General features: G+C 63.7%; 22 protein-coding genes. 6 read left to right on the top strand and 16 right to left on the bottom strand.

The annotated features are described in order from the left end of the window. Window positions 1-11: 11 nt before the first annotated feature. From accC to HAQ05_RS22755, 4 genes are all read right to left on the bottom strand, one after another. Window positions 12-1367, bottom strand: a complete 1356-nt coding sequence (accC, locus tag HAQ05_RS22770; RefSeq protein ID WP_190424875.1) for an acetyl-CoA carboxylase biotin carboxylase subunit — start codon at window positions 1365-1367, stop codon at window positions 12-14. Between the two features lie 17 nt (window positions 1368-1384). Further along, entirely contained in the window at window positions 1385-1843 is a 459-nt protein-coding gene (accB, locus tag HAQ05_RS22765) for an acetyl-CoA carboxylase biotin carboxyl carrier protein (RefSeq protein WP_190424872.1), read from the bottom strand. A gap of 385 nt (window positions 1844-2228) precedes the next feature. Continuing rightward, on the bottom strand, window positions 2229-4043 hold the full coding sequence (gene dsbD / locus HAQ05_RS22760; protein WP_190424869.1) for a protein-disulfide reductase DsbD: 1815 nt from the start codon (window positions 4041-4043) through the stop codon (window positions 2229-2231). A gap of 83 nt (window positions 4044-4126) precedes the next feature. After that, entirely contained in the window at window positions 4127-5737 is a 1611-nt protein-coding gene (locus tag HAQ05_RS22755) for a diguanylate cyclase (RefSeq protein WP_190424867.1), read from the bottom strand. 382 nt (window positions 5738-6119) lie between these two features. Here HAQ05_RS22755 and HAQ05_RS22750 point away from each other — a divergent pair, with 382 nt between their 5' ends. The 4 genes from HAQ05_RS22750 (at window position 6120) to speA (ending at window position 10209) form a co-directional block, all read left to right on the top strand. Then, the gene (locus HAQ05_RS22750; RefSeq protein ID WP_190424865.1) at window positions 6120-7196 is read left to right on the top strand and encodes a DUF2333 family protein; all 1077 of its coding nucleotides are present in this window, start codon (window positions 6120-6122) and stop codon (window positions 7194-7196) included. 3 nt (window positions 7197-7199) lie between these two features. Beyond that, entirely contained in the window at window positions 7200-7760 is a 561-nt protein-coding gene (yfcD, locus tag HAQ05_RS22745) for an NUDIX hydrolase YfcD (protein WP_190424863.1), read from the top strand. Window positions 7761-7821: 61 nt separating this feature from the next. Continuing rightward, window positions 7822-8193 (top strand): translation initiation factor Sui1, encoded by a 372-nt coding sequence (locus tag HAQ05_RS22740; RefSeq protein ID WP_190424861.1) that lies wholly within the window; start codon window positions 7822-7824, stop codon window positions 8191-8193. A gap of 102 nt (window positions 8194-8295) precedes the next feature. After that, window positions 8296-10209, top strand: a complete 1914-nt coding sequence (speA, locus tag HAQ05_RS22735; protein WP_190424859.1) for an arginine decarboxylase — start codon at window positions 8296-8298, stop codon at window positions 10207-10209. Window positions 10210-10236: 27 nt separating this feature from the next. Here the strand turns inward: speA and HAQ05_RS22730 are convergent, their stop codons facing one another. From HAQ05_RS22730 to HAQ05_RS22685, 10 genes are all read right to left on the bottom strand, one after another. Next, a complete protein-coding gene (locus HAQ05_RS22730) occupies window positions 10237-11574 on the bottom strand; it encodes an MATE family efflux transporter (protein ID WP_190424857.1) in 1338 nt (445 codons plus the stop codon). 162 nt (window positions 11575-11736) lie between these two features. Continuing rightward, complete coding sequence (locus HAQ05_RS22725) at window positions 11737-12030, bottom strand: hypothetical protein (RefSeq protein WP_190424855.1); 294 nt, start codon at window positions 12028-12030, stop codon at window positions 11737-11739. 245 nt (window positions 12031-12275) lie between these two features. Further along, window positions 12276-12746: an A24 family peptidase gene (locus HAQ05_RS22720; protein WP_190424853.1), complete on the bottom strand. Its 471-nt coding sequence runs from the start codon at window positions 12744-12746 to the stop codon at window positions 12276-12278. A 185-nt stretch (window positions 12747-12931) separates the two neighbouring features. Next, window positions 12932-13486 carry a DUF4136 domain-containing protein gene (locus tag HAQ05_RS22715; RefSeq protein WP_190424851.1) on the bottom strand — a complete coding sequence of 185 codons (555 nt, stop codon included), beginning with the start codon at window positions 13484-13486 and terminating at the stop codon, window positions 12932-12934. 21 nt (window positions 13487-13507) lie between these two features. Further along, a complete protein-coding gene (locus tag HAQ05_RS22710) occupies window positions 13508-14101 on the bottom strand; it encodes a DUF4136 domain-containing protein (protein WP_190424849.1) in 594 nt (197 codons plus the stop codon). A 4-nt stretch (window positions 14102-14105) separates the two neighbouring features. After that, the gene (locus HAQ05_RS22705; protein WP_190424847.1) at window positions 14106-14870 is read right to left on the bottom strand and encodes a methyltransferase domain-containing protein; all 765 of its coding nucleotides are present in this window, start codon (window positions 14868-14870) and stop codon (window positions 14106-14108) included. Continuing rightward, a complete protein-coding gene (locus HAQ05_RS22700; RefSeq protein ID WP_190424845.1) occupies window positions 14867-15172 on the bottom strand; it encodes a MazG-like family protein in 306 nt (101 codons plus the stop codon). The genes HAQ05_RS22705 and HAQ05_RS22700 overlap by 4 nt, the downstream gene beginning before the upstream one ends. A gap of 105 nt (window positions 15173-15277) precedes the next feature. Next, window positions 15278-16132, bottom strand: coding sequence for a MaoC family dehydratase (locus tag HAQ05_RS22695; protein ID WP_420825793.1), 855 nt, complete (start codon window positions 16130-16132; stop codon window positions 15278-15280). After that, window positions 16129-17487 (bottom strand): 3-oxoacyl-ACP reductase, encoded by a 1359-nt coding sequence (locus HAQ05_RS22690; RefSeq protein WP_190424842.1) that lies wholly within the window; start codon window positions 17485-17487, stop codon window positions 16129-16131. The genes HAQ05_RS22695 and HAQ05_RS22690 overlap by 4 nt, the downstream gene beginning before the upstream one ends. A gap of 73 nt (window positions 17488-17560) precedes the next feature. Continuing rightward, a complete protein-coding gene (locus tag HAQ05_RS22685) occupies window positions 17561-18571 on the bottom strand; it encodes a bile acid:sodium symporter family protein (RefSeq protein WP_190424840.1) in 1011 nt (336 codons plus the stop codon). Between the two features lie 94 nt (window positions 18572-18665). On the opposite strand from HAQ05_RS22685, the gene HAQ05_RS22680 reads away from it, so the two are divergent. Both HAQ05_RS22680 and HAQ05_RS22675 read left to right on the top strand, forming a co-directional pair. Beyond that, complete coding sequence (locus HAQ05_RS22680) at window positions 18666-19475, top strand: AraC family transcriptional regulator (protein WP_190424838.1); 810 nt, start codon at window positions 18666-18668, stop codon at window positions 19473-19475. Between the two features lie 174 nt (window positions 19476-19649). Next, window positions 19650-20534: a PA4780 family RIO1-like protein kinase gene (locus tag HAQ05_RS22675; protein WP_190424835.1), complete on the top strand. Its 885-nt coding sequence runs from the start codon at window positions 19650-19652 to the stop codon at window positions 20532-20534. Window positions 20535-20618: 84 nt separating this feature from the next. Here the strand turns inward: HAQ05_RS22675 and cueR are convergent, their stop codons facing one another. Together cueR and HAQ05_RS22665 are read right to left on the bottom strand one after the other, a co-directional pair. Then, window positions 20619-21038: a Cu(I)-responsive transcriptional regulator gene (gene cueR, locus HAQ05_RS22670; RefSeq protein WP_190424833.1), complete on the bottom strand. Its 420-nt coding sequence runs from the start codon at window positions 21036-21038 to the stop codon at window positions 20619-20621. Further along, window positions 21038-23236, bottom strand: coding sequence for a heavy metal translocating P-type ATPase (locus HAQ05_RS22665; RefSeq protein ID WP_190424831.1), 2199 nt, complete (start codon window positions 23234-23236; stop codon window positions 21038-21040). The genes cueR and HAQ05_RS22665 overlap by 1 nt, the downstream gene beginning before the upstream one ends. Between the last annotated feature and the right edge of the window lie 23 nt (window positions 23237-23259).

Genomic DNA, 23259 nt, shown 5'->3' with positions numbered 1-23259 from the left:
TTTAACAGCCGCTACGGCTTGGCTTTCATCTCGGCCAGCAGGTGCTCCAGGTAATGGATGTTCACGCCACCCTTGCAAAAGCCTGGGTCACGGGTCAGGTCGCGGTGCAGCGGGATATTGGTCTTGATGCCGTCCACCACGACTTCATCCAACGCATTGCGCATGCGCGCCATCGCTTCGTCACGGCTGTTGCCATAGGTGATCAGCTTGCCGATCAGCGAATCGTAGTTCGGCGGAACCGCGTAGCCGCTGTACAGATGCGAATCGACCCGCACGCCGTTGCCGCCCGGTGCATGGAAGTGCTTCACGACACCGGGGCTGGGAATGAAGGTGCGAGGGTCTTCGGCGTTGATCCGGCATTCCAGGGCGTGGCCGCGGAACATGACCTGCTCCTGGGTGAACGACAGTTTGTTGCCGGCAGCGATGCTGAGCATTTCTTTGACGATGTCGATACCGGTGATCATCTCCGACACCGGATGTTCCACCTGCACGCGGGTGTTCATCTCGATGAAGTAGAAACGGCCGTTCTCGTAAAGAAATTCGAACGTACCCGCACCGCGATAGCCGATTTCGATACACGCCCGCACGCAACGTTCGAACACTTCCCGCCGCGCGGTTTCGTCGATACCTGGGGCGGGAGCTTCTTCCAGCACCTTCTGGTGGCGGCGCTGCAGTGAGCAATCGCGGTCCCCCAGGTGTACGGCATTGCCCTGCCCATCGGACAGCACCTGAACTTCCACGTGGCGTGGGTTGGTCAGGAACTTCTCCAGGTAGACCATTGGGTTGCCGAACGCGGCGCCGGCTTCGTTGCGGGTCAGCTTGGCCGAGGAAATCAGGTCTTTTTCCTCATGCACCACGCGCATGCCGCGGCCACCGCCACCGCCGGCGGCCTTGATGATCACCGGGTAGCCGACTTCGCGGGCAATGCGCAGCGCCTGGGCTTCGTCTTCCGGCAGCGGCCCATCGGAACCCGGTACGGTCGGCACGCCGGCACGTTTCATGGCGTCCTTGGCCGATACCTTGTCACCCATCAGGCGAATGGTGTCGGCCTTCGGGCCGATGAAGGCAAAACCGGATTTCTCGACCTGTTCGGCGAAGTCGGCGTTCTCGGCCAAAAAGCCGTAGCCGGGGTGGATGGCGGTGGCACCGGTCACTTCCGCAGCGGCGATGATCGCCGGGATGTGCAGGTACGATTGCGCGGAGGGCGCCGGGCCGATGCAGACCGACTCGTCGGCCAGGCCCAGGTGCATCAGCTCGCGGTCTGCCGTGGAGTGCACGGCGACGGTCTTGATGCCCAGCTCTTTGCAGGCACGTAAGATCCGCAGGGCGATCTCACCGCGGTTGGCGATAAGTACTTTTTCCAACATCGTAGGCTCTCCGCGGATCAAACGATGGTGAACAGCGGTTGGTCGAACTCAACCGGCTGGCCGTCTTCTACCAGGATGGATTCGACGGTGCCGCTGATTTCGGCCTCGATGTGGTTCATCATCTTCATGGCTTCGACGATGCACAGGGTGTCGCCCTTCTTGACCGTTTGGCCCACCTCGGCAAAGTTTGGCGAGCTTGGCGACGGTTTGCGGTAGAAGGTACCCACCATCGGCGAGCGCACCACGGTGCCGTTGAGCTTGGGCCCTGCGGTAGCTTCGGCGGCCGGTGCGGCAGCTGCGGCCGGCGCCGCCACAGGGGCTGCGGCCATGGCCGGCATCGGCGCGTAGTATTGTTGCGCGGGTGTTTTGCTGTGGCGGCTGATCCGTACGGACTCCTCGCCTTCCTTGATCTCCAGCTCGTCGATGCCGGACTCTTCCAGCAGCTCGATCAGTTTTTTGACTTTACGAATATCCATCAATCATCAACTCCCAAGGATCTTCAGGGGTTCAAGGTAATTAAGGTGCTAGCCATTGCCCACAGCCCGAGGCTGGGCAATAAGCCCCCTCGCGAGCCCGGTGGCCTGGCGAGGTGGCGGCGAATAGGTCCGTGATTGCACGTCAAAAAGCGTGCATCGAACAGTGGGATGCTCACCGGCGGCGATGCGTCACGTGAGTGAGCGGCCCGGCCGGTAAATAACGGCGCCGGGGGGTGGTGGAGGCCCGTTGAGGCGACATGGCGTACCTTTAGCGTGTGTGATTGTTCGACGCGGGGCGACTATGCCGGAAAACGCTAGGTGATGTCCAGTTTGCCGCAGTAGCCGGCATGATTAACGAAACTGTGCCCTGGCAGCCTCAAGCTACCTATGGTTGCGCTGGCCCCGCATCCGGAATGATGGCGGCGAAATCCGCCGCGGTCGTTTCGCCTACTACCCGGGCAACAGCCACTTCGCTGCCTTGAGCATTGAAAAACAATATCGCTGGCGGCCCGAATAGCCTGTAGCGGTCCAGTAGTTGGCGTTGGTCGTCGTTGCTGGCGGTCATGTCGAAGCGAATACGCTCGTAGGGGGCAAGCTTGTTCACCACCTCAGGCGCGGGCAGCACTTCATGCTCGATCACTTTGCAACTGATGCACCAGTCGGCATACCAGTCGAGCACCAGCGGTTTGCCTGCCTGGGCGGCAGCGGCCACGGCTGCATCGAGCTCGGCGCTGGACGTGACGGTTCGCCAGGCTTGCCCCCCCTCGGCTTGGGCTTGCGCGGGGGGCCCCGTGCGTTGGCCGAGGCTGGCCAACGGCTGCAAGGGGTTACCGTTGCCCTGTAGCGCGCCTACCCAGCAGGCCAGGCCGTAACACAGCAGCAGCAGGCCAAGCACTTGTGCCAGGCGTTGGCGCGTGGGCTTGGCAGAGAACTCCAGCGCACCGAGGAATACACCGGTGCCCACGCCCAAGGCGCCCGCCAGCAACAAGGCCACAGGCCCGGGCACGACCCTCGCCAGCAGGGCGATCGCAACGCCTAACAGCATCACCCCGATGGCGTGCTTCACCGTGTTCATCCAGGCGCCGGCCTTGGGCAATAGCGCGGCGCCGCCGGTACCCACCAGCAGCAGAGGGGCGCCCATGCCAAGGCCCAGCGCGAGCAGTTTCAGGCCGCCGCCCACGGCATCGCCGCTGGCGCTGATGTAAAGCAGCGCGCCGGCCAATGGGGCCGACACGCAGGGGGAAACCAACAGGCTCGAGAGCACGCCCAGTACGGCGGCGCCCAGCAGGGAACCGCCCTCGGTGCGGTGGGCGATGGCATGAAGGCGATCACCGATCACACGCGGCAGGCGCAGTTCGAACGCACCGAACATGGCAAGGGCAAACACCACGAAAAACAGCGAGAACGGCACCAATACCCAGGGCGATTGCAACCGTGCCTGTAGGTTCATGCCCGCACCGAACATCCCCATCAGGGCCCCCAGCACGGCAAAGCACACGGCCATGGGCAACACATAGGCCAACGACAGCGCAAACCCCCGCCAGCCGCCAACCTTGCCGCGCAGCACCACCCCCGACAATATGGGCAGCATCGGCAGCACGCAGGGGGTGAAGGTCAGGCCCAAACCGGCGAGCAGGAACAGAGCCAGGTCTTGCCAGCGCCACGCCGGTGGCGCTATAGCGCGGCCGTTGGCGGTTGCGCTGCTGTCGGCAGCCGGCGGCGCGTTGCTGCCATCGGCTACCGCTGCAATGCTCAGCCGCATGGTTTGCGGCGGGTAGCACAGGCCCTTGTCGGCGCAGCCTTGGTAGCCCACCACCAGGGTGAAGGCCGCGCCCGCTGTGGCGGGGCGCGGCAAGGTCACGTCGACGATGTTGTGGTAAACCTCTACATCGCCGAAATATTCATCGTGCTTAGCTTCGCCGGCCGGTAGTTGCGCCGGGCCCAAGCCGATATCGGCCGGCTCGGTGTGGAACTGAAAGCGGTGGCGGTACAGGTAATAGCCATCGGCGGCGACGAAGCGCACTTTGATAGTGCCGGGGTCGCTGTCGGCCTGGCTGACCTCGAAGGCCCGTTCGACCGGCAGAAATGAACTGCTGTTGTCCAGCGGGGCGCCCAGGCCAATGCTGGGGCGGTTGCCGAGCAGGTCGGCGCTGGCAGGCAGCGCCAGGCATAGCAGTAAAAGAACGATTGAACGGCGCATGGCACTCTCTGTTGCTGAAGAACCGCCGCATCATAGCGGCCGCTTCTATAAGTGCCGATTAAGGATCGTTCGGCCTACCAGCGTCAACCCGCAGCCACCACGCAGTTGCGCCCTTGGGCCTTGGCGCGGTAAAGGGCGTCGTCAGCCAGTGCGGCGAGCACCAGGCTGTCGGTTTTTTCGCTCATTTGCACCACGCCCGCGCTGAATGTGCAGCGCAGGTCTTGTGGCGCGGCGGGGTAGAGAATGCCCGCGAAGCGCTGGCGGATGTCGTCCAGCACCTCGCTGGCGGCGGCCAATTCCGTGGCCGGCATTACAATGGCGAATTCCTCGCCGCCGTAGCGGCCGATGAAATCGGTTTTGCGCAGGCGTTGGCCCAGAAATAGCGCCAGGCTTTTGATCACCCGGTCACCCATGGGGTGGCCGTGGGTGTCGTTGACCTTCTTGAAGTGGTCGATGTCGAGCATGGCAAAACACAGCGGCTGGCCGTCGCGCTGGGCCCGGGTGATGCAGTCGTCGAGTTGTTGCAGGATGTAGGTGTGGTTGAACAACCCGGTCAGGCTGTCGCGAACCATTCGCGCGCCAAGCTGGCGTGCGCGTTCGGCGCGGTTGCGCACGGTGGTGATCAACTGCCGGGAGCGCACGGGCTTGACCAGGAAGTCGTCGCCCCCGTCGGTCAATGCGTCCAGTTGTTTGTCCAGGTCTTGCTCGGCCGAGAGGTAAATAATCGGCAGGCCCATGTAGCGTTCGTTCTGGCGAATTACCCGGGCCAGCTCCGGCCCGCTGCAATGGGGCATGTAGAGGTCCAGCAAGAGCAGGTCCGGTTGGAACTCGGCGATTTCGGCAAACGTGCGCATCGGGTCGCTTAGCGGCCGGGCCAGGATACCGGCATTGCCGAGCATGCGTGCGGTGTGCCGGGCTTGGGCTGGCGAGTCGTCTATCACCAATACTCGGTACGGTGCATAGCGAGCCACTTGGGCGAGGCTTTCGAGGGTTTCGAGCAGCCGCGGCGCCTCCAATGCGGCATTGATGAACGCCCGGCCGCCAACGCGCACGGCGGCCAGCCGCGTGGCGGTATCGGCTTCTTCGAAACGGTAGAACAGCAGCGGGGCGGCGACGGGCAGTTGCTCAATCAGGCGCTGTGCCACCGCCAAGCCCTCCAGGTTGCCCTGGAAGTCCACATCCACCAGCAGCGCCGAGGGCGGTTGGGTGTGCAAGGCTGCCTGGGCACTGGCATAGCTGCCCAAGGCGATCGCCGCCACACCAAAGGTTTCAAGCTGGTCGGCCAACTGCTCGGCTTGGGCAGCGTTCTTGAGTAACAGATACACCGGCGCCGGGCTCAGCGGTAGGGGCGTGTTGGCCAATACATCGTCATGGCGCAAGGCGCTGCGCGAGAGCTTATGCATCAGGCGGTCGAGTTCGGCCACGATGTCGGCATTGGGGCTGGTTTCCTGGCGGGCGCATTGCAGCGTTTGCGCCAGTGCCATGGCCAGTAGCAGGTATTCGACCTGCTCCAGGCGCTCGGCGCTGCGCGCCAGGCGCTGGTTGGCGCTCTCCAGCGCGGCATGCTCTGCCGCCCCCCAGGGATGTTCCCGAAGGCGTTGCCAGATCGCCAGCAACTCACGCGCCTGGTGGGCGATGCGTTGCGCAAAATGCCGGTGCAGCCGGGCATGGGTGCTGTCGGGAAGTACAGTCATGGGCAACGGCCGATAACGCCTAGAGTAGTGGCTCTATGCTATCAGCCGTGGGCCGTCAGTAGCGTGTCATACGTCATGTTTCTTCACATTCGCTGAGCAAGCGGGTGGAGTGTTTCACAATTGCGCGGACGCATTGACGTGTGAATATGGCCGTTGGGCAAGGCGCCGTGACGAGCCATAGCAGGGCTATGGCCAAGACGGGAACGCACGCCGGCTGCATAAAGACACCGGCGAAAGGGTGCAGCAACACCGCACTAGGTCGTTTCCGGCACAACACCCGAGGTAACGATGCTTTATAGTGCGCAGCGGCGTTGGCCGTATGCAACTTGCAGCGGTGCTGCGGTCGAACCCTGTTGAAATGCACCTGTACAAGGACCCTGCCATGCTGGATTGGAAAAAACGCACAGGCACCGGCGACACCGCCCAGCCCCGCGAGAGTACCGCCGGGAAAGCCCCGGATGGCCACGTTACAACGCGGTTGCTCAGCCGGGCGGCGATCGGTGTGGTGGGCCTATACCTACTGGTGGCAATCATATTGGGGATTTACTGGAGCCGCGAGCCGAGCCTGTTCCAAGTGCAGCAGAATGCCCAGGCCGCTGCGCAGCGGGACGGCCGCCAGATGGTGGCGGGTTATACCACCGTCGAAACCCTCAAGGCCGTGGCCACCACCCTGTTGACCAAGCCGGGTGGCTACCTCTCCAACGATCGCTTCCCGCCGGGCCTGTGGCTCGACAACATGCCCAGTTGGGAATACGGCGTGCTGGTTCAGGTGCGCGACATGAGCCGCGCATTGCGTAAGGACTTCGCCCGCTCGCAATCGCAATCGGCCGAAGACAGCGACTTGGCCCAGGCCGAGCCGCGGTTCAACTTCGATAACCGGAGCTGGATATTCCCCTCCAGCGAGTCGGAGTTCCAGCACGGTATCAACCTGCTCGATAACTACGAAAAGCGCTTGGCTTCGCCTGAGCAGAAGGGCGCGTTCTTCTATGCCCGCGCCGACAACCTCAACAACTGGCTGGGCGATGTATCCACCCGCCTTGGCTCATTGTCGCAGCGCCTGTCGGCGAGCGTTGGGCGGGTCAAGCTCAACGCCACCTCGAAAACCGACACCGTGGTGCCGGGGCAGGTGGCGCAGCTCGATGAAGAGTACGAAGAAACCCCGTGGCTGAAGATCGACAACGTGTTCTATGAGGCCCGCGGCCAAGCGTGGGCCCTGTCGCTGCTGCTGCGCGCGGTCGAGGTGGACTTCGCCGACGTGCTGGCCAAGAAGAACGCCGCGTTGAGCGTGCGCCAGATCATCCGTGAACTGGAAACCGCGCAAGAGCCCTTGTGGAGCCCGATGGTACTTAACGGCAGTGGCTACGGTATTTTCGCCAACCATTCGTTGGTGATGGCCAACTACCTGTCGCGCGCCAACGCCGCGGTGCTCGACCTGCGCCAATTGCTCTCGCAGGGCTAACCCATGGACTATAGCGCCCGGGAGGCCGCGCACCGCGCGGCCTCCGATGCTGAAACCATTGCCTGGGTCGATGAACACGACCAATCGCTTGGCGCCTTGCCCAGGGCCGAGTTGCGCGAACGCGGGCTGATTGGCCGGGGTACGTTCATTTTGTTGTTCGATTCCGCCGGCCGGCTGTGCGTGCACCGGCGCACCCTGAGCAAGGCGGTGTACCCCGGCTTTTGGGACGCTGCCGCCGGCGGCATGGTCCTAGCCGATGAGCGCTACGTGGATTCGGCGGCTCGGGAACTGGAAGAAGAACTGGGCGTGAGCGGTGTGCCCCTGGCCGAGCATGGGGTGTTTTTCTTCGACCAACCGGGCAACCGCTTGTGGTGCGCGGTGTTTTCTGCGGTGTGGGATGGCCCCTTGCACCTGCAGGCAGAGGAAATCAGCGAGGCCTGCTTCGTGCCGCCCACCGACGTGCTGGCCCGCGCCGGGCGCGAACCTTGGTGCCCCGACTCGGTCGAAGCACTGCGCCGTTACCTGTCGCATAACCCCGGCAAAATGCCGCGTTTGTGTACTTAGCACTGGCCCGGTTTGCCGTTACACTGCGCCACCTTTACCGTGCCGAACCTTGAGGATGCCCGTGGCCAAAAAAGCCTCCTCCCTCGCCGCCCTCGGCGGCCTCGTGTATTCCACCGACGCAGGAAGGCTTTGCCCCGGCTGTGGCAAACCGGTGGGTGAATGCCTGTGTGGGCAAGCCGTGGTAGCCGAAGGCGACGGCATTTGCCGGGTACGCCGAGAAACCAAAGGGCGTGGTGGCAAAACCGTCACCACCGTCAGCGGCGTACCGTTGCCCCCCGACCAACTCAAAGAATTGGCCAGCAGCCTCAAGCGCCGTTGCGGTACCGGTGGCGCGCTCAAGGATGGGGTGATCGAGATCCAGGGCGATCACGTCGACCTGCTGCTGGGCGAGTTGCGCAAGCAGGGCCTTCAGGCCAAGAAGGCCGGCGGCTGAACGCTAAACGGGGTGCCCGCACCGCGGCACTGCATACCTTTCCCGATTTTGTCGCAGGGGCCTGCCTTGGCGCGCCTTTGCACCTCACCACAGGGGGCTTCGATGTCCGTTCGACGCACACGCAAAGACGATGGCAGCCAATGGACCGTGGCCGACAGCCGCGGAATGTACGGGATCCGACATTGGGGCGCGGGTTATTTCGCGATCAATGAGGCCGGCCGCGTCGAGGTACGCCCCAATGGCCCTGAAAGCCCGGCCATCGACCTGTTCGAGCAAGTAGAAGACCTGCGTAAAAGTGGTTTGTCGTTGCCGCTGTTGGTGCGCTTTCCGGATATTCTCCAGCACCGGGTGCGTGCACTGACCGGTGCGTTCGACGCCAGTATCGCCCGGCTCGAATACCAAAGCCACTACACTGCGCTATACCCGATCAAGGTGAACCAACAGGAGGCGGTGGTCGAAAACATCATCGCCACCCAGAACGTGTCCATTGGCCTGGAAGCCGGTTCCAAGCCAGAGTTGCTGGCCGTGCTGGCCTTGGCCCCGAAAGGCGGCACTATCGTCTGCAACGGTTACAAAGACCGCGAATTCATCCGCCTGGCGCTGATTGGGCAAAAGCTTGGCCACAACGTCTTCATCGTGATCGAAAAAGAGTCTGAAGTGGCCCTGGTGATCGAAGAGGCGGCCGAGCTGAAGGTTAAACCGCAGGTGGGGCTGCGGGTTCGGTTGTCGTCGTTGGCGTCGAGCAAATGGGCCGACACCGGCGGTGAGAAATCCAAATTCGGCTTGTCCGCGGCCCAATTGATTTCGGTGGTGGAGCGGTTCCGCGCCGCTGAACTGGACCAAGGCATCCGCCTGCTGCATTTTCACATGGGCTCGCAGATTGCCAACCTTGCCGACTACCAGCAGGGCTTCAGGGAAGCGATACGGTACTACGGCGAACTGCGCGCCCTTGGCCTGCCGGTCGATCACATCGATGTGGGCGGTGGCCTTGGCGTCGATTACGACGGCACCCATTCGCGCAATGCCAGCTCCATCAATTACGACATGGAAGATTACGCCGGCGTGGTGGTGGGCATGCTCAAGGAGTTCTGCGATGCGCAGGGTATCGCGCACCCGCATATTTTCTCCGAAAGCGGCCGCGCGCTCACCGCCCACCATGCCCTGTTGGTGATGCAGGTGACCGACGTGGAGCGACACAACGATGAGGTGCCACAACTCGACGGCCTGCAGGAGTTGCCCGCGACCCTGCAGTGGCTGGTGGACCTGCTCGGCCCCATAGACCCTGAAATGGTCACCGAAACCTACTGGCGCGCCACCCATTACATCGGCGACATTGCCGCGCAGTACGCCGACGGCAAGGTGACGTTGGCGCAGAAGGCATTGGCCGAACAGTGCTATTTCGCCGTGTGCCGCAAGCTGCATAACATGCTCAAGGCCCGCCAGCGCTCGCACCGTGTGATTCTCGACGAGCTCAACGATAAACTGGCCGACAAATACATCTGCAACTTTTCAGTGTTCCAGAGCCTGCCCGACACCTGGGCAATCGGCCAGGTGCTGCCGATCCTGCCACTGCATCGGCTGGATGAAGAACCGGTGCGCCGTGCGGTGCTGCAGGATTTGACCTGCGACTCCGACGGCAAGATCAAGCAATACGTCGACGAGCAAAGCATCGAAACCAGCCTGCCGGTGCATGCGCTGCGCGAGGGCGAGGATTACCTGCTAGGGGTGTTCCTGGTGGGGGCGTACCAGGAAATTCTCGGTGACATGCACAACCTGTTCGGTGATACCGACTCGGTGAATATCTACCAAACCCCTAGCGGTAGCGTGTACCACGCCGGTATCGAAACCCACGACACCATCGAAGACATGCTGCGCTATGTGCACTTATCACCCGAGGAATTGATGACCCACTACCGCGACAAGGTCGCCAGCGCCAACATCAGTGTTCGCGAGCGCACCCAATACCTCGACGCGCTGCGCCTGGGCTTGACCCGCTCGTCATATCTGTCTTCCTGAACCACAGCGCAGGCCACGCGTGGCGGGTCAATGGCCCGCCGCCAGCCATGCGCCGCGCTGCTGCAGGCGCCAGCCCAGCCAAGCCAGGGTCAGCGCACGCAGCGCCATGAAACCTAGAAAACTCACCCATAACCCGTGGTTGCCCAGGCCGTGGGTCAGCCACGCCAGGGGCGCGGCCAGCACAGCGGTCGCCAGCATGGCATTGCGCATTTCGCGGGCGCGGGTGGCGCCGATGAACAACCCGTCCAGCAGGTAACTCCACACCGCCACCAGCGGCAGCAACGCCAGGTACGGCAGGTACGCATCGGCCACTTCAAGCACGGCGGGAATGTTGGTTTGCAAGCGGATGAAACAGCCCCCGGCCAGTGCGAAGCCGAGCGCAAAGGCAACGCTGGCCAGCAATGACCAGCCGGCGCTGACCACCAGGGCGCGGCGCAACCCGTCGCGGTCACGGGCGCCAATGGCACGGCCACACAGCGCCTCGACCGCATGGGCCAGGCCGTCGAGGGCTTGGGCGATCAGCGTCAGGCCATTGAGCAGCAGGGCGTTGGCCGCCACCGTGGCGTCGCCTAGGCGTGCACCCTGCACGGTGATCAGAAAAAACACCCCTTGCAGTACCAGCGTGCGCAGGAAGATATCGCGGTTCACGCCCAGCAGCGGCCGCCAATTATGCCACCGGCGCAGTGCTGCCCAGTCCACCCGCCCCGGGTACGCCCGCAACGCCGGCCGGGCCAGCAGCAGGCCCAGCGCGAGCGCCGCCCATTCGGCGATCACCGAGGCCCGCGCCGAACCCACTACCCCCAGGTCAAGGCCCAGTACGAACCATAGGTTGAGCACGATGTTCAGGGCATTGGTGATCAGCATCACGCACAATGGCGCGCGGGCATTCTGGGTGCCGAGGAACCAACCTACCAGCGCATAATTGGCCAAGGTAGCCGGCAATGCCAGCAAGCGGGTATGGAAAAACGCCAGGGTGCTGGCGTTAAGTTCGGCCGAGGGGTTCATCCAGCGTAGGGCCAACTCGCTGAACGGCACGGCCAGCGCGCCCAACACGCAAGCGAGCGCAGCCGCCAGCAATAGCCCTTGGGCCATCACCTGGCGCAGGCCCGCGCCATCGCCGCGGCCGGCCGCCTGGGCGGCGAAACCGGTAGAGCCCATGCGTAGAAAGCCCATCATCCAGGCCAACAAGGTAAACAGGCTACTGCCGACCGCCACTGCACCCAGTTGGTGGGCATGGGGCAGGTGGCCGATGACCGCACTGTCGACCAGCGCCACCAGAGGCACGGAAATATTCGACAAAATCATTGGCCCGGCCAGGGCCCAGACACGGCGATGAGTGGGGCGGTGTTTCCAATCTGAGAGCATGGTATGGGCAGTGTGATGGCAGTGACGTAGTGGGATGTTCCAGAAATTCGCACACCAGGGTGCAGCCAGCTTTCGAAACGCTACGCCAGTGTAAAGCCCAACGGCTTAAAAAGCCTCCTTCCCATGCTGGGCGCCGCCTGCGGCACCCTTACACAGCGCCCCTCAGCGAATGATCCAACTCAGCAGCCATAGCCCCAGTAACGCCCACAAGATGCCGGCGATGATCGAGGCACGCATGAACGCCCGCACGGCGGCATACAGTAAACACAGCCCGACGATCAACGCGATGATACTGACCAGCGACGTATCCATGCCCAGGGTGCGGGCCAGGCCTTCGACGAAATTCCCGCCGGCATTGGCCAGCGCACTGAATACCCAGGTCAGGGCATCGACGATGACACGGATGACCGAGCCCAACGCTTGCCCGAGCCATTCGAAAAAACCTTCTACATGCATGTTGCCTTCCTGATCTGAAACCGGCGGCGCCGCGAGTGCTTGTTGGGCCACGGGGCCGGGGGGCGAGTTCCCCATGGCGCGTTAAACAATGGCGCGACTGGCGTAGGCCTGTTGGCAGCCGGTGGCATAGGGTATCGGGCTACTGTGGCGCTTCGCACGTCGGCTGCCACCTTACTGATGCCTGTGGCGGCTGCCCAGCAATAACGTTAACGCGTCGATGCTTGGGCAAACCTCTGGGCGCCCCGTTAACGGAGCCACAGCAACGTTGCTAAAAAACCTGCCAACAGAAATGGCCCCAACGGCGGCGCCTGGCCCTGCAGCGGGGTCAGGGATGCCAGGCGCGCCTTGAGCTTGCGGCTCAGTTGCGCCCATACCCGGTCGCCGAGCATCAGCCACGCCAGCACCAGCAGCAGGGCACCACACACTGTCGCCAGCAGGTGCATGCGGTCAGTGGCCAACGCCAGGGTGCCCAGTAGCTTCACATCGGCCGCGGCGAGGCGGCCCATCAGGTGCATCGGTAAGGTCAGCGCCATGCTCAGCGCCAATGCCCAAGCGCCCTCGGCCGGCAGCGCACCGAGCCAGGTATGCCCGGTGGTGAACAGGTAAAGCAGCGCGCACACCCCGCCGCCCAAGGTCAGGCTGTCGGCCACGTGGCGCAGGCGGATATCCTGCTCGGCACAGAGGGTGAACCAAATCAACAGTACGAGGCTTTGCATCGGGAGGAACCGTCCTTTCCAAACCGAAACTGCACCCGGCGCGCGCGGCGCGCAGGGCATTCCTTGGCAGTGGCTCTGCCTAAGAAGCTCAGTACGCTTTTAGGCGATCGTCAAGCGCCCAGGGTATCCCGCGGCGTTATAAATTCTGCTTGGAACCTACGGCTCGGCGCGCGCCAGATGGCCGTTCAGCGCGGCGGATAGCTCCCCAGAATGCGCTGCACCCCCTTTTGGATCGTTTGCATGCGCTGTACCGGCGTGGGATGGTCGGTGACTACTTGTTCCGTACTGCCGCGCCACACCAGTTTGCCATCGTGGCCATCGAGCAGGTCCAGTTGCAAGGTGGCCACGCGGTAATCAAGCGTCCGGGTTTCTGCCCAGCCGGTACCGCCCCATGGCCCACCCCAGTAGCCCCAGGGGCCACCGGGGTTGGTAGTCACCTGTTGTTGGCGGTTTTCTACGATCAGGTAGGCCTGCACTTTCAGGTCGGGATTGGCGCCCGCCGGTGCGGGGCGCAGGCCGCGTTGGTCGAGTTGTTCGGCCACGGCCTGGCGAATGCGTTGCTCGGTCAAATCGCTTCTGACCCTGGGGTCGTCTGGGCGGTATTGCAGGGCCGGGGTTTGCCAGGCCCAACTGCGGTAGGCGGCAAAATCCCGGCTGGCATCGAAGTCTTCGGTGGCCGTTGGCGTTTGGCAGCCCGCCAACAGGGCGGTCAAGCATAGGGCAGTGATCAGGCGGCGCATGGTGGGGTCTCCGGGATACGCTCAGCTCGGTGGGTAGGTACTCAGGGCTTTATCGATGGCCACGCGCAAGGCATCGGCGCGCTGGGATTCGCTGCCTTGGTTGGCAGTCTCGGCTTGGGTATTCCAGACTTCCTGGCCGGTGGCGCCGTCGAACAGGTGCAGGCTAACGACCACCACCTGTACCTGATAAGTGCGTACCGGCGGCGGGGCATAGTTATACCCGCCATAGGGGCCACCATAATAGGGGCCGCCGTAGTAAGGGTCTTGTACCTGCTGCAGGCGGGTTTCCAAGCGCAGGTCGGCGGCCACGCGCAGGTCGGCCAGGGTGCCGGCGCGGGCCGGGCGCAAACCGCGTTGGTCCAGCGCGGTGCTCACCGCCTCGGCCATCTGTGCCGAATCGGCCAGTGCGCTACCGGCCGGCGGTCGGTCATTCAGCCAAGCCCAACTGCGGTAACGAGCATAATCGCGCGGGGCAGCCGGGTAGGCGCTGGGGTCGTATGCCTGGGCCGGTTGCGCCGGTGCCGGCGGCAGCGGCAGTGAGCTGGCCGTATAGGGGTTGGGGCTCTCACAGGCGGCGAGGCTTAGGCATAACAGGTAGGGCAGCAACCGGCGCATAGGGTCACTCCAGGCCGGCCTGGCACGGCCGGCAGATCCAGTGCAAATAGCGACCTAGCCCGGAAAAGGCTGGGTGGCGGCGGTATGCCAGTTCCATGTCCACCAATGCCCCAGGTGAGACCTTGGTTTGGAACTCGGCGGGCATGTAGTCGTGGAATACCCTCACCCCGCTACGCTGTTCGACCATCCACGCCGGGGCGAGTTGCGCCTCCAGCGCGCGAGGGTCTATGGGCACCTGAGGGGTTAGGCTTTGTTTTTCGCCAGCCAAGGTGTTTTGCCGCAGCTTGCGAAAGTGCCCCTTGAGCAAATTGCGGTACACCAGCGCATCGCGGTTGTAGAACGCCAGCGACAAATAGCCGGTGGGCGCGGTCAGGCGGTGCAGGGCGGGCAAGATAGCGAACGGTTCGGCCAGCCATTCGAGCACGGCGTGGCACAGCACTAGGTCGAAGGGCCCATGGCCCAGTGCGGCGAAGTGTTGCCAGGGCACCTGAACGAACGTGGCTTCGCAGTTGGCCTGGGCGAAACGCTCACGGGCGCCGTTGAGCATGGCCGCGGCCGGCTCCGCCAAGGTGACCTGGTGCCCCTGCTGCGCCAACCACAGCGCCATATGGCCCAGCCCGGCGCCGATGTCGAGTACCTTCAGTGGCCTTGCCGGTAACGCTTGCGCCAGGTCGGCTTGGAGCACGGCCAAGCGGATGGCGCCTTTGGCGCCGCCATAGATTTTTTCCGCAAAGCGCACGGCCAACTCATCGAAGTGGCGATCGCTCATCGGGCAAAGCGCCTTTCGCTGTCGCTGAGCTTGGCCTGCACCACCGTGTTCAGGTCCAGCCCTAGCTCGCTGCACAGCAGCAATAAGTACAACACCACGTCGCCGATTTCCTGGCCGGCGTGGGCCAGTTGCTCAGGTGCCAGGGCGCGTGATTGGTCTTCGCTGAGCCACTGGAAAATTTCTACCAGCTCGGCCATTTCCACGCTGGCGGCCATCGCCAGGTTCTTTGGGCTGTGAAAGCGCTTCCAGTCGTTGTTGTCGCGGATCTGGTGCAGGCGGGCGGTCAGGGCGTCGAGGTTCATCGGCGGTACGCTTAGGTGGATAACTGCCATAGCTTCGGCGGCCCGCGCTGCCGACGCAAGCCCTCAACACCGCGGTAAAGGATGAAATTAACCGGGCACCGCCTGTCACAACGGCGCCCATTCACCGGCCAGGTACACGGAGGCGTCGCGGCCAGTAAGCGAGAAGTGCCCATCCTCGCCAGGCGCGCTGGCGTTGAGTACCACCTCGCTGGGCAGTGGCACGGGCCTGAGAAACTGCGTATTGAATTGCAAGCCTGCGTCCGGAATATGATGTTGCAGTGCCGCCAAGCTGCGCGCCAGGCTCCACATGCCGGGGGCAATGGCCTGCTGGAAACCGAATAGGCGGGCGCTAGGAAGGCTAAGGTGGATGGGGTTGTAGTCACCGGCTACCTTGGCGTACTGGCGGCCGATATCTTTGCCGGCCAGCCAGCGGGTGACCTCGCCGGCGGGCAGTTCCGCCGGCGCTGGCGGCGCTGCCCACTGCCCCTGAAGCTGGGCCTTACGGCACAGCAAGTCGGTTTCCCCCTCCCAAAGCAGGCCGAGGGCGTCGTGCAATTGCGTGACCAAGGAAAACGCCGCGCCCTCGGCATGTGCTTGTAGTTCGCCCAGGTACACGCTCACGCTGGCCCGTGCCACACCGCCGAGGGGGCGCAGCACGCGGATGCGCTCTGCCAGTTGCACAAGGCCCACCAGCGGAAACGGAAACCCAGGGTCGGTGAGCAGCGCCAACTGCAGGACAAACGCCAGCACGTGAGGGTATGTGGGCGGCAGCAGGCCTGTATTGTCGTAACCGCACACCTTGCGGTAGGCGCCAAGGCGCACCGGGTCGATCACCATCACGCAGCGCAGGCCAGTGTCGGGCAGTTGCTGGCCGCTGACACGCTGGCGCAGCGCGGCGCGGGCATACAGGCCCGCCATGGCCGGTGGAGCATCATAGGTTTGCCAATGTGTCATGGTCATGCCCCCAGGTAACTTTGCCCGCACACACGCAGCACTTGGCCATTAAGCGCACCGCCTACCGGCTGCGCTAGCCAAGCGACGGCTTCCGCGACGTCTTGCGGCTGGCCGGCCTGGCCCAGCACATTCATGCGCCGGCCGGTTTCGCGCAGGGCGAAGGGCATGTGTTCGGTCATGTGGGTTTCGATAAAGCCCGGCGCCACCGCGGCAATACCGATGCCGCGCTCTGCCAGGATAGGTGCCAGGGCCTCGGCCAGGCCCACCAGCCCGGCTTTGCTCGCGGCATAGTTGGCCTGCCCGCGGTTGCCGCCAATGGCACTGACCGAGCTGAGTAATACCACCCGGCCGTCATCGCGCAGGCTACCGGCAGCGAACAGCGCCTCTGTCAGCAGCCGCGGTGCGTCGAGGTTCACGGCGATCACCGGGTCCCAAAGCTCAGCGGCCATGTTGGCTACGGTTTTGTCACGGGTGATGCCGGCGTTGTGCACTAGAATGTCGACGCCTTCAGGCAGCGCGTCGATCAGCCGCGCCGGGGCGTCGGCGGCGGTGATATCCAGCGCCAGGCTGCTACCGCCTAGGCGTAAGGCCAGGCCGTTGAGCTCAGCCTGGGTCGCGGGCAGGTCGACCAACACCACCGAGGCGCCGTCGCGGGCCAGGGTTTCGGCGATCGCTGCGCCGATGCCGCGCGCAGCGCCGGTCACCAACGCCTTGCGCCCGGCCAACGGGCGTTGCCAGTCGGCGACCGTGGCGGCGCCAGTGCTCGCGCGCAGCGAAAGCACCTGGCCGTTGATGTAGGCGCTTTTGGCCGATAGGAAAAACCGCAGGGCGGCTTCTAGGTGCACTTGTGCCTGCTCGGCCACGTAGAGCAACTGGGCGGTGGCGCCTTGGCGCAGTTCTTTTGCCAGTGAGCGGGTAAAGCCTTCCAGGGCGCGCTGGCTTACCTGTGCTTCAATCGCTTCAAGGGCTTGTGGCGGGCGGCCGAGCAGCACCAATCGGGCGTTGGGCGCCAAATGCCGCAGCAAAGGCTGGAAACATTCGTATAGGCGCTTAAGTTCGTGGCTCTGGCGTATCCCGGAAGCATCGAACAGTACCGCCTTGAGCAATTGGCCGCTGGCGGGGTTCCAGGGCTGCAATGGCAACGCATCGGCCTGCCAACTGAGCACCTCGGTAGCAAGCTCGCCGGCATAAGCGCTGGCCGCCAGGGCCAAGGCGTCGCCGGCGAGCAGCAAAGTGCCGTCCACGGGGTGCGTTTGCCCAGCCTGCCACCGCGCCAAGCGCCAGGGCTGCGGCAGCCCCACGGCCCGTGTGAGCTTTTGGCCCCACTCGGAACTGACGAACTTCAGATAGGGGTCGTTCATGCCACGCACTCCGCCGCTCAGCCTATTTGACTGTGGACCCTCGCGGCGGCCCAGGCGTTCTATCTGTCTGTGTTCATTGGGCCAACGCGGCCTGATGGGCCTTGTAGTGGTGCAAATACCCTTCGGCCATGACCGAGCACACGATCAACTGCAGCGGGTGGTAGATCATGATCGGTAGCAGGATCAACCCCAGCGCAGCGTTGCCGTGGAAAATCAACGCGGCCATCGGCGCCCCGGCGGCCAGCGACTTTTTGGTGGCGCAAAATACCGCCGCCACATGGTCGGCGTGGTTGAAGCGCAGGGCCCGGGCGGTACGGGTAGTAAGTGTGAGGATCAGCGCCAGCAGCAAGGCCACGCCCACTACCGCCGTGATCAATACCCCGTCACCCTGTTGTTGCCACAGCCCGGAGATCATCGAGTCACAGAACGCGGCGTACACCAACAGCAGGATCACCAGCTTGTCGACCACGCTGGTGTAGCGCTTGTAGCGGGCAAACCATTTGCCCAACAACGGTCGCACCAGTTGGCCGAGCACCAGCGGCAGCAGCAACATGCTGCACAGGTCCACCAGAGTTGAGCCCAGGTCGATGCCGCCCTGGCCGCTGCCCACCGCAAGGCTGCACAGCCACGGGGTGATGAAAATCCCCAGCACGCTGGACAAGCTGGCATTGAGAATGGCCGCCGGGACGTTGCCGAAGGCGCTGCCAGTCAAGGCCACGGACGATGAAATGGTCGATGGCAGGGCGCACAGGTAAAAGAAGCCGAGCATCAACGCTGGTGGAATGTACTGGCCAACGAGCTGGTTGGCCACCACCCAGATCAACGGGAATACGATAAAGGTGAAGCCCTGCACCATCAGGTGCAGCTTCCAGTTTTTCATCCCATGGCGGATTTGTTCGCTGGACAGGTTCACACCGTGCAAAAAGAACACCGCGAATACGCCGATGTTCACCACGGTGTCGGCGTGCAGGGTGCCCCCCCGAGCACCGAAATGAGGAAAGAAATACGCCAGTACGGTGGCCAGGATCATCCCGCAAAGGAACCAATCGGTTACCAGGCGTTTGAGTTGCTTGAGCAATTGCATGTGAAAGCCTGCGATATGTAAAAAATCGTGACTATAAGAGCGGCCACACGATACCGTGAGCGGCCAGATCCGTCTTGCGATACAAGGCCAATTCATGCCGCTTAATGGACAACTCGCGCCGCCCAGGCATATCCCGGCGCTGACGCATTTGCCGCGGCCGCTCTATGCCCGCGCCGAAAGCCTGGGCGCGGGCTCTTGGACCCCAGCGCACCGGCATGGCTGGGTGCAGTTTTCCTATGCCATCAGTGGCGTGCTGGGCATACACACCGAGCAGGGTAGTTTTTTCGCGCCACCCCAGTGGGGCGTATGGATACCGGCGGGGCTTGACCATGCCGTGACCACTTCGATGCAGGCAGAGATGCGCAGCCTCTATGTGGCGCACGAGGCCGTGCCATGGGCAGCACCGCATTGCCGGGTGCTGGAGGTCACACCCTTGGCCCGCGAATTGATCAAACGGTTTTGCGCGTTGCCTGTAGAGTACCCGCTGGGCGACAGCCCCGAGGCGCGGCTGGTGGCGGTACTGCTGGACCAACTGGCGGCATTGCCGGAAGTGGCGTTTTCGTTGCCGATGCCGCGCCACCCACGGCTGCTGGCGATCTGTAATGCACTGATCGAACAACCAGAGGCGGCGGCCCGGCTAGGGGAGTGGGCCGCGCGCCTGGGCAGCTCGGAGAAAACCCTGATGCGGCTGTTCCAACGCGAAACCGGCTTGAGTTTTCGTGGCTGGCGCCAGCGGATGCGGTTATTGTCGTCGCTCGGCGCGCTGCAGCGCGGTGCCAGTGTGACCCAAGCAGCGCTGGGCTGTGGTTATGACTCAACCTCTGCGTATATTGCCGCGTTCAAGCGCCTGTTCGGGCAAACCCCCGGCGAGTTGTTCCAGGCGTCGACGTTGAAAGCCGTTTAACGCTTTGTACCCTTTTAACGCTTTGCAAAAGGGCCATTACGGCCAAAGAGGCGCCATACGGCTATGCTGCCGAGAAGTTGGCGGGTGGTTTGCATCTTTTAATAAATGCGGCCAGGCTGCCGCGAAGCCCGTATTCGCCCTGTCCGGTGACCCAAGGATTGAAGATAACGACCGATGAAAACGCCAAAACGCATAGAGCCGCTTATTGAAGACGGTTTGGTCGATGAAGTGCTGCGCCCGTTGATGAGCGGTAAAGAGGCGGCGGTGTACGTCGTGCGCTGTGGTGGGCAGTTGCGCTGCGCCAAGGTGTACAAGGAGGCGAACAAGCGTAGCTTTCGCCAAGCCAGTGAGTACCAGGAAGGGCGCACCACACGCAATAGCCGCCAGGCCCGCGCCATGGCCAAGGGCAGTAAATACGGCCGCCGCGAAACCGAGCAAGCTTGGCAAAGCGCGGAAGTGGCCGCGTTGTTCACCTTGGCCAATGCTGGCGTAAGAGTGCCTAAGCCGTACGACTTTCTCGACGGCGTGTTGCTGATGGAAATGATCGCCGATGGCCACGGCGATGCTGCACCGCGGCTTAATGATGTAGTGCTCGAACCGGACCAGGCCCGTGAGTATCACGCATTCTTGATCAACCAGATCGTGCGCATGCTCTGCGCCGGCCTGGTGCACGGTGACCTGTCGGAGTTCAACGTGCTGCTGGGCCCCGACGGGCCGGTGATTATCGACCTGCCCCAGGCCGTGGATGCGGTGGCCAATAACCATGCCTACACCATGCTTGAACGCGATGTGGGCAACATGGCCAGTTACTTCGGCCAGTTCGCCCCGGAACTGCGCGAAACCCGCTATGCGCCAGAAATGTGGGCGCTGTTCAAGGCAGGCGAACTGACCCCGGAATCGGCGCTGACCGGCGAGTTCGCCGAAGAAACCCGCAGCGCCGATGTACACAGCGTGATGAACGAGATCGACGCGGTCAAGCGCGAGGAAGCGCGGCGCCAGGCCCTGCGTACAGCCGAGGATGAGCCACAGGGTGAACCCATACCGCCTTGGATGCGCTGATTGACGGTTCAGGTCATCGGCCGGGCCGTGGGGGTGCCCTGGCGGTGCATTGGCCGTATGGGCTTGCAGGGCGGCAGGGCGCGGTTATGGGGTTACGGGCCCCAGGCGATGCTCGTAACCGGCTTGCAACTCGTCCAATATCGGGCAGTCGGGGCGCTCGTTTCCCTGGCAGTGATCGGCCAAGCCCTGCAAGGTATCACGCAGGCTGGCCAATTCGGCGATGCGCAGGTTGAGCGTGGCGATGTGCTCGTAGGCCAGCGCCTTGACGTCGGCGCTGGCGCGGCCTCGGTCGCGCCAAAGCTCCAGTAGCCGGGCTACCTCGTCGAGCGAAAAGCCTAAGTCGCGCGCCCGTTTAATGAATCCCAACGTATGCAGGTCGGCCGCGCCGTATAAACGATAGCCGCTGCCGCTGCGCTGGGCCGGGGTAAGTAGGCCGATGCTTTCGTAATAACGGATCATCTTCGCGCTGAGCCCGCTGCGGCGGGCGGCCTGGCCGATGTTCATCAGCTAATACCTTGTGCTTGGGGCGCCGCGGGCTTCCATCGGTCCAGTAGCAGTGCGTTGCCCACCACGCTCAGGCTTGAAAGGGCCATCGCGGCCCCGGCAAATATCGGGTCGAGCAGGCCAAAGGCAGCCAGCGGTATGCCTACGAGGTTGTAAATGAAGGCCCAGAACAGGTTTTGTCGTATCTTGCCATAAGTGGCCCGGCACAGCGCCAGTGCATCCACGACGGCACGCGGGTCATTGCGCAGCAACGTGATATCGGCGGTTTGCAGGGCTACATCGGTGCCGCTGCCCATGGCGATACCGATGTGCGCCGCGGCCAGGGCCGGGGCGTCGTTGATGCCGTCGCCGACCATGGCCACGCAGCCATGCTGGCGCAACCGGTTGATGACCGCGGCTTTGTCGGCGGGTTGAACCTGCGCGTAGATGTGCTGCAATTGCAAGGCTTGGCCAACCTGGTCCGCCGCCCCGTGGTTGTCGCCGGTGAGCAGGTGGCAGGTAATGCCTTGTGCATGCAAAGCGGCGACCGCGGCCTGGGCGCCGGGGCGCAACTCATCGCCAAAGGCCAGAACTGCCAATACTCGCGGCTGCGGTGCCAGGCACATCAGCCAAGACACCGTACGCCCCTGGCGATCCCACTGTTCGGCATCGCCTTGCCATGGCCCCGGCGGCACTTGTTGGTTGGCCAGTAAAGCACGGTTACCCATGGCCAGCGGTTGCCCCGCTAGCGTACCGGTAATCCCTTGGCCGGGCACGGCTTGCACCGCCTCGGCGCGGTTGGGGCTCAACCCCTGGGCTTGGCAAGCAGCCAGCACCGCCTTGCTCAGCGGGTGTTCGCTGCCTTGCTGCAAGGCGCCTGCCATGGCCAGTGCCTGCGCGGGCTGTGCCGCATCCATGGCCACCAGCCGCGGTTCGCCCAAGGTGAGGGTGCCGGTTTTATCGAACACCACGTCCGTGATGCGGGTGCCGCGTTCCAAGGCCTCGGCATTTCTCACCAGGATACCGTGGCGCGCCGCCACGCCGGTGCCCACCATGATCGCCGCCGGGGTGGCCAAGCCCAGGGCGCAAGGGCAGGCGATCACCAGCACGCTCACGGCATGCACCCACGCCAGGGTTATACCCGCGCCCACCAGCCACCACCCCACCCACGTGGCCACGGCCACCAGCACGATGGCCGGTACGAACACTTGGCTGACGCGGTCGACCAGCTTCTGGATGGGGGCTTTTTCGGCCTGTGCCTGTTCGACCAGGCGAATAATCTGCTCCAGCAGGCTCTGCGCACCCAGCGCGGTGACTTTAACCCGCAGTGGGCCGTGGCCGTTGATGGCGCCTGCGCTGACTTGGCTACCCGGCTGCTTGGCCGCCGGTAGGCTCTCGCCCGTGATCAACGCCTCGTTCACTTCACTATGGCCTTCCACCACGGTGCCGTCGGCGGCAATGTGCTCGCCGGGGCGAACCAGGATCTCGTCGCCTATGTTCAACGCTGACAGTGCCACCGGCACCTCTTTGCCACCCTGCCAGCGCAATGCCTGGGCCGGCCGCAGCGCTTGCAGTGCGCGAATGGCACCCGCTGTTTGGCGTTTGGCACGGGTTTCGAGGTATTTGCCGAGCATAACCAGGGCGATAACCGCGGCACTGGCCTCGAAATATAAGTGCGGTGTGCTACCGCCGGGGGCGCTTAGCCACAAATAAAGGCTGAGGCCGAAGCCGGCACTGGTGCCTAGCGCAACCAATACGTCCATATTGCCGGTGCCTGCGCGTAGCGCGCCCCAGGCGCCGCGGTAGAAGCGCGCGCCTAAAACCAGTTGCACGGGGGCGGCCAACAGCAACTGCAACCAGGCCGGCAACATCATCGCCCAGCCCAAGGGCTTGGCCAACATCGGCAGCACCAGCGGCGCTGCCAGGGCCAGGGCAAGCAGCGCGGCGAGCCCTTCACGGTGCTGCTGGCGTTGCGCCTGGGCCTGCTCGGCGGCGGCATCGCGGGGTACGTGGGCGTTATAGCCCGCGCGAACGATCAGGTCGATCAGCGCTTGGGTGGGTATTGGCCGGCTCAGCTCGATACGGGCGCGTTCGCTGGCGAAGTTAACCTTGGCGTCGGTAACGCCATCGGCCTTGCGCAAGGCGCGTTCGATGCGCCCGGCGCAATTGGTGCAGGTCATGCCTTCGATGGCAAGGTCCAGGGGGGTAGCGGTGGGCATGGAAGGTTCTCCCTTTTCACACC

The sequence above is a fragment of the Pseudomonas typographi genome, assembly GCF_014694385.1.
Taxonomy (GTDB): Bacteria; Pseudomonadota; Gammaproteobacteria; order Pseudomonadales; family Pseudomonadaceae; genus Aquipseudomonas; species Aquipseudomonas typographi.
This window is presented reverse-complemented; position numbering and strand designations above follow the sequence as displayed.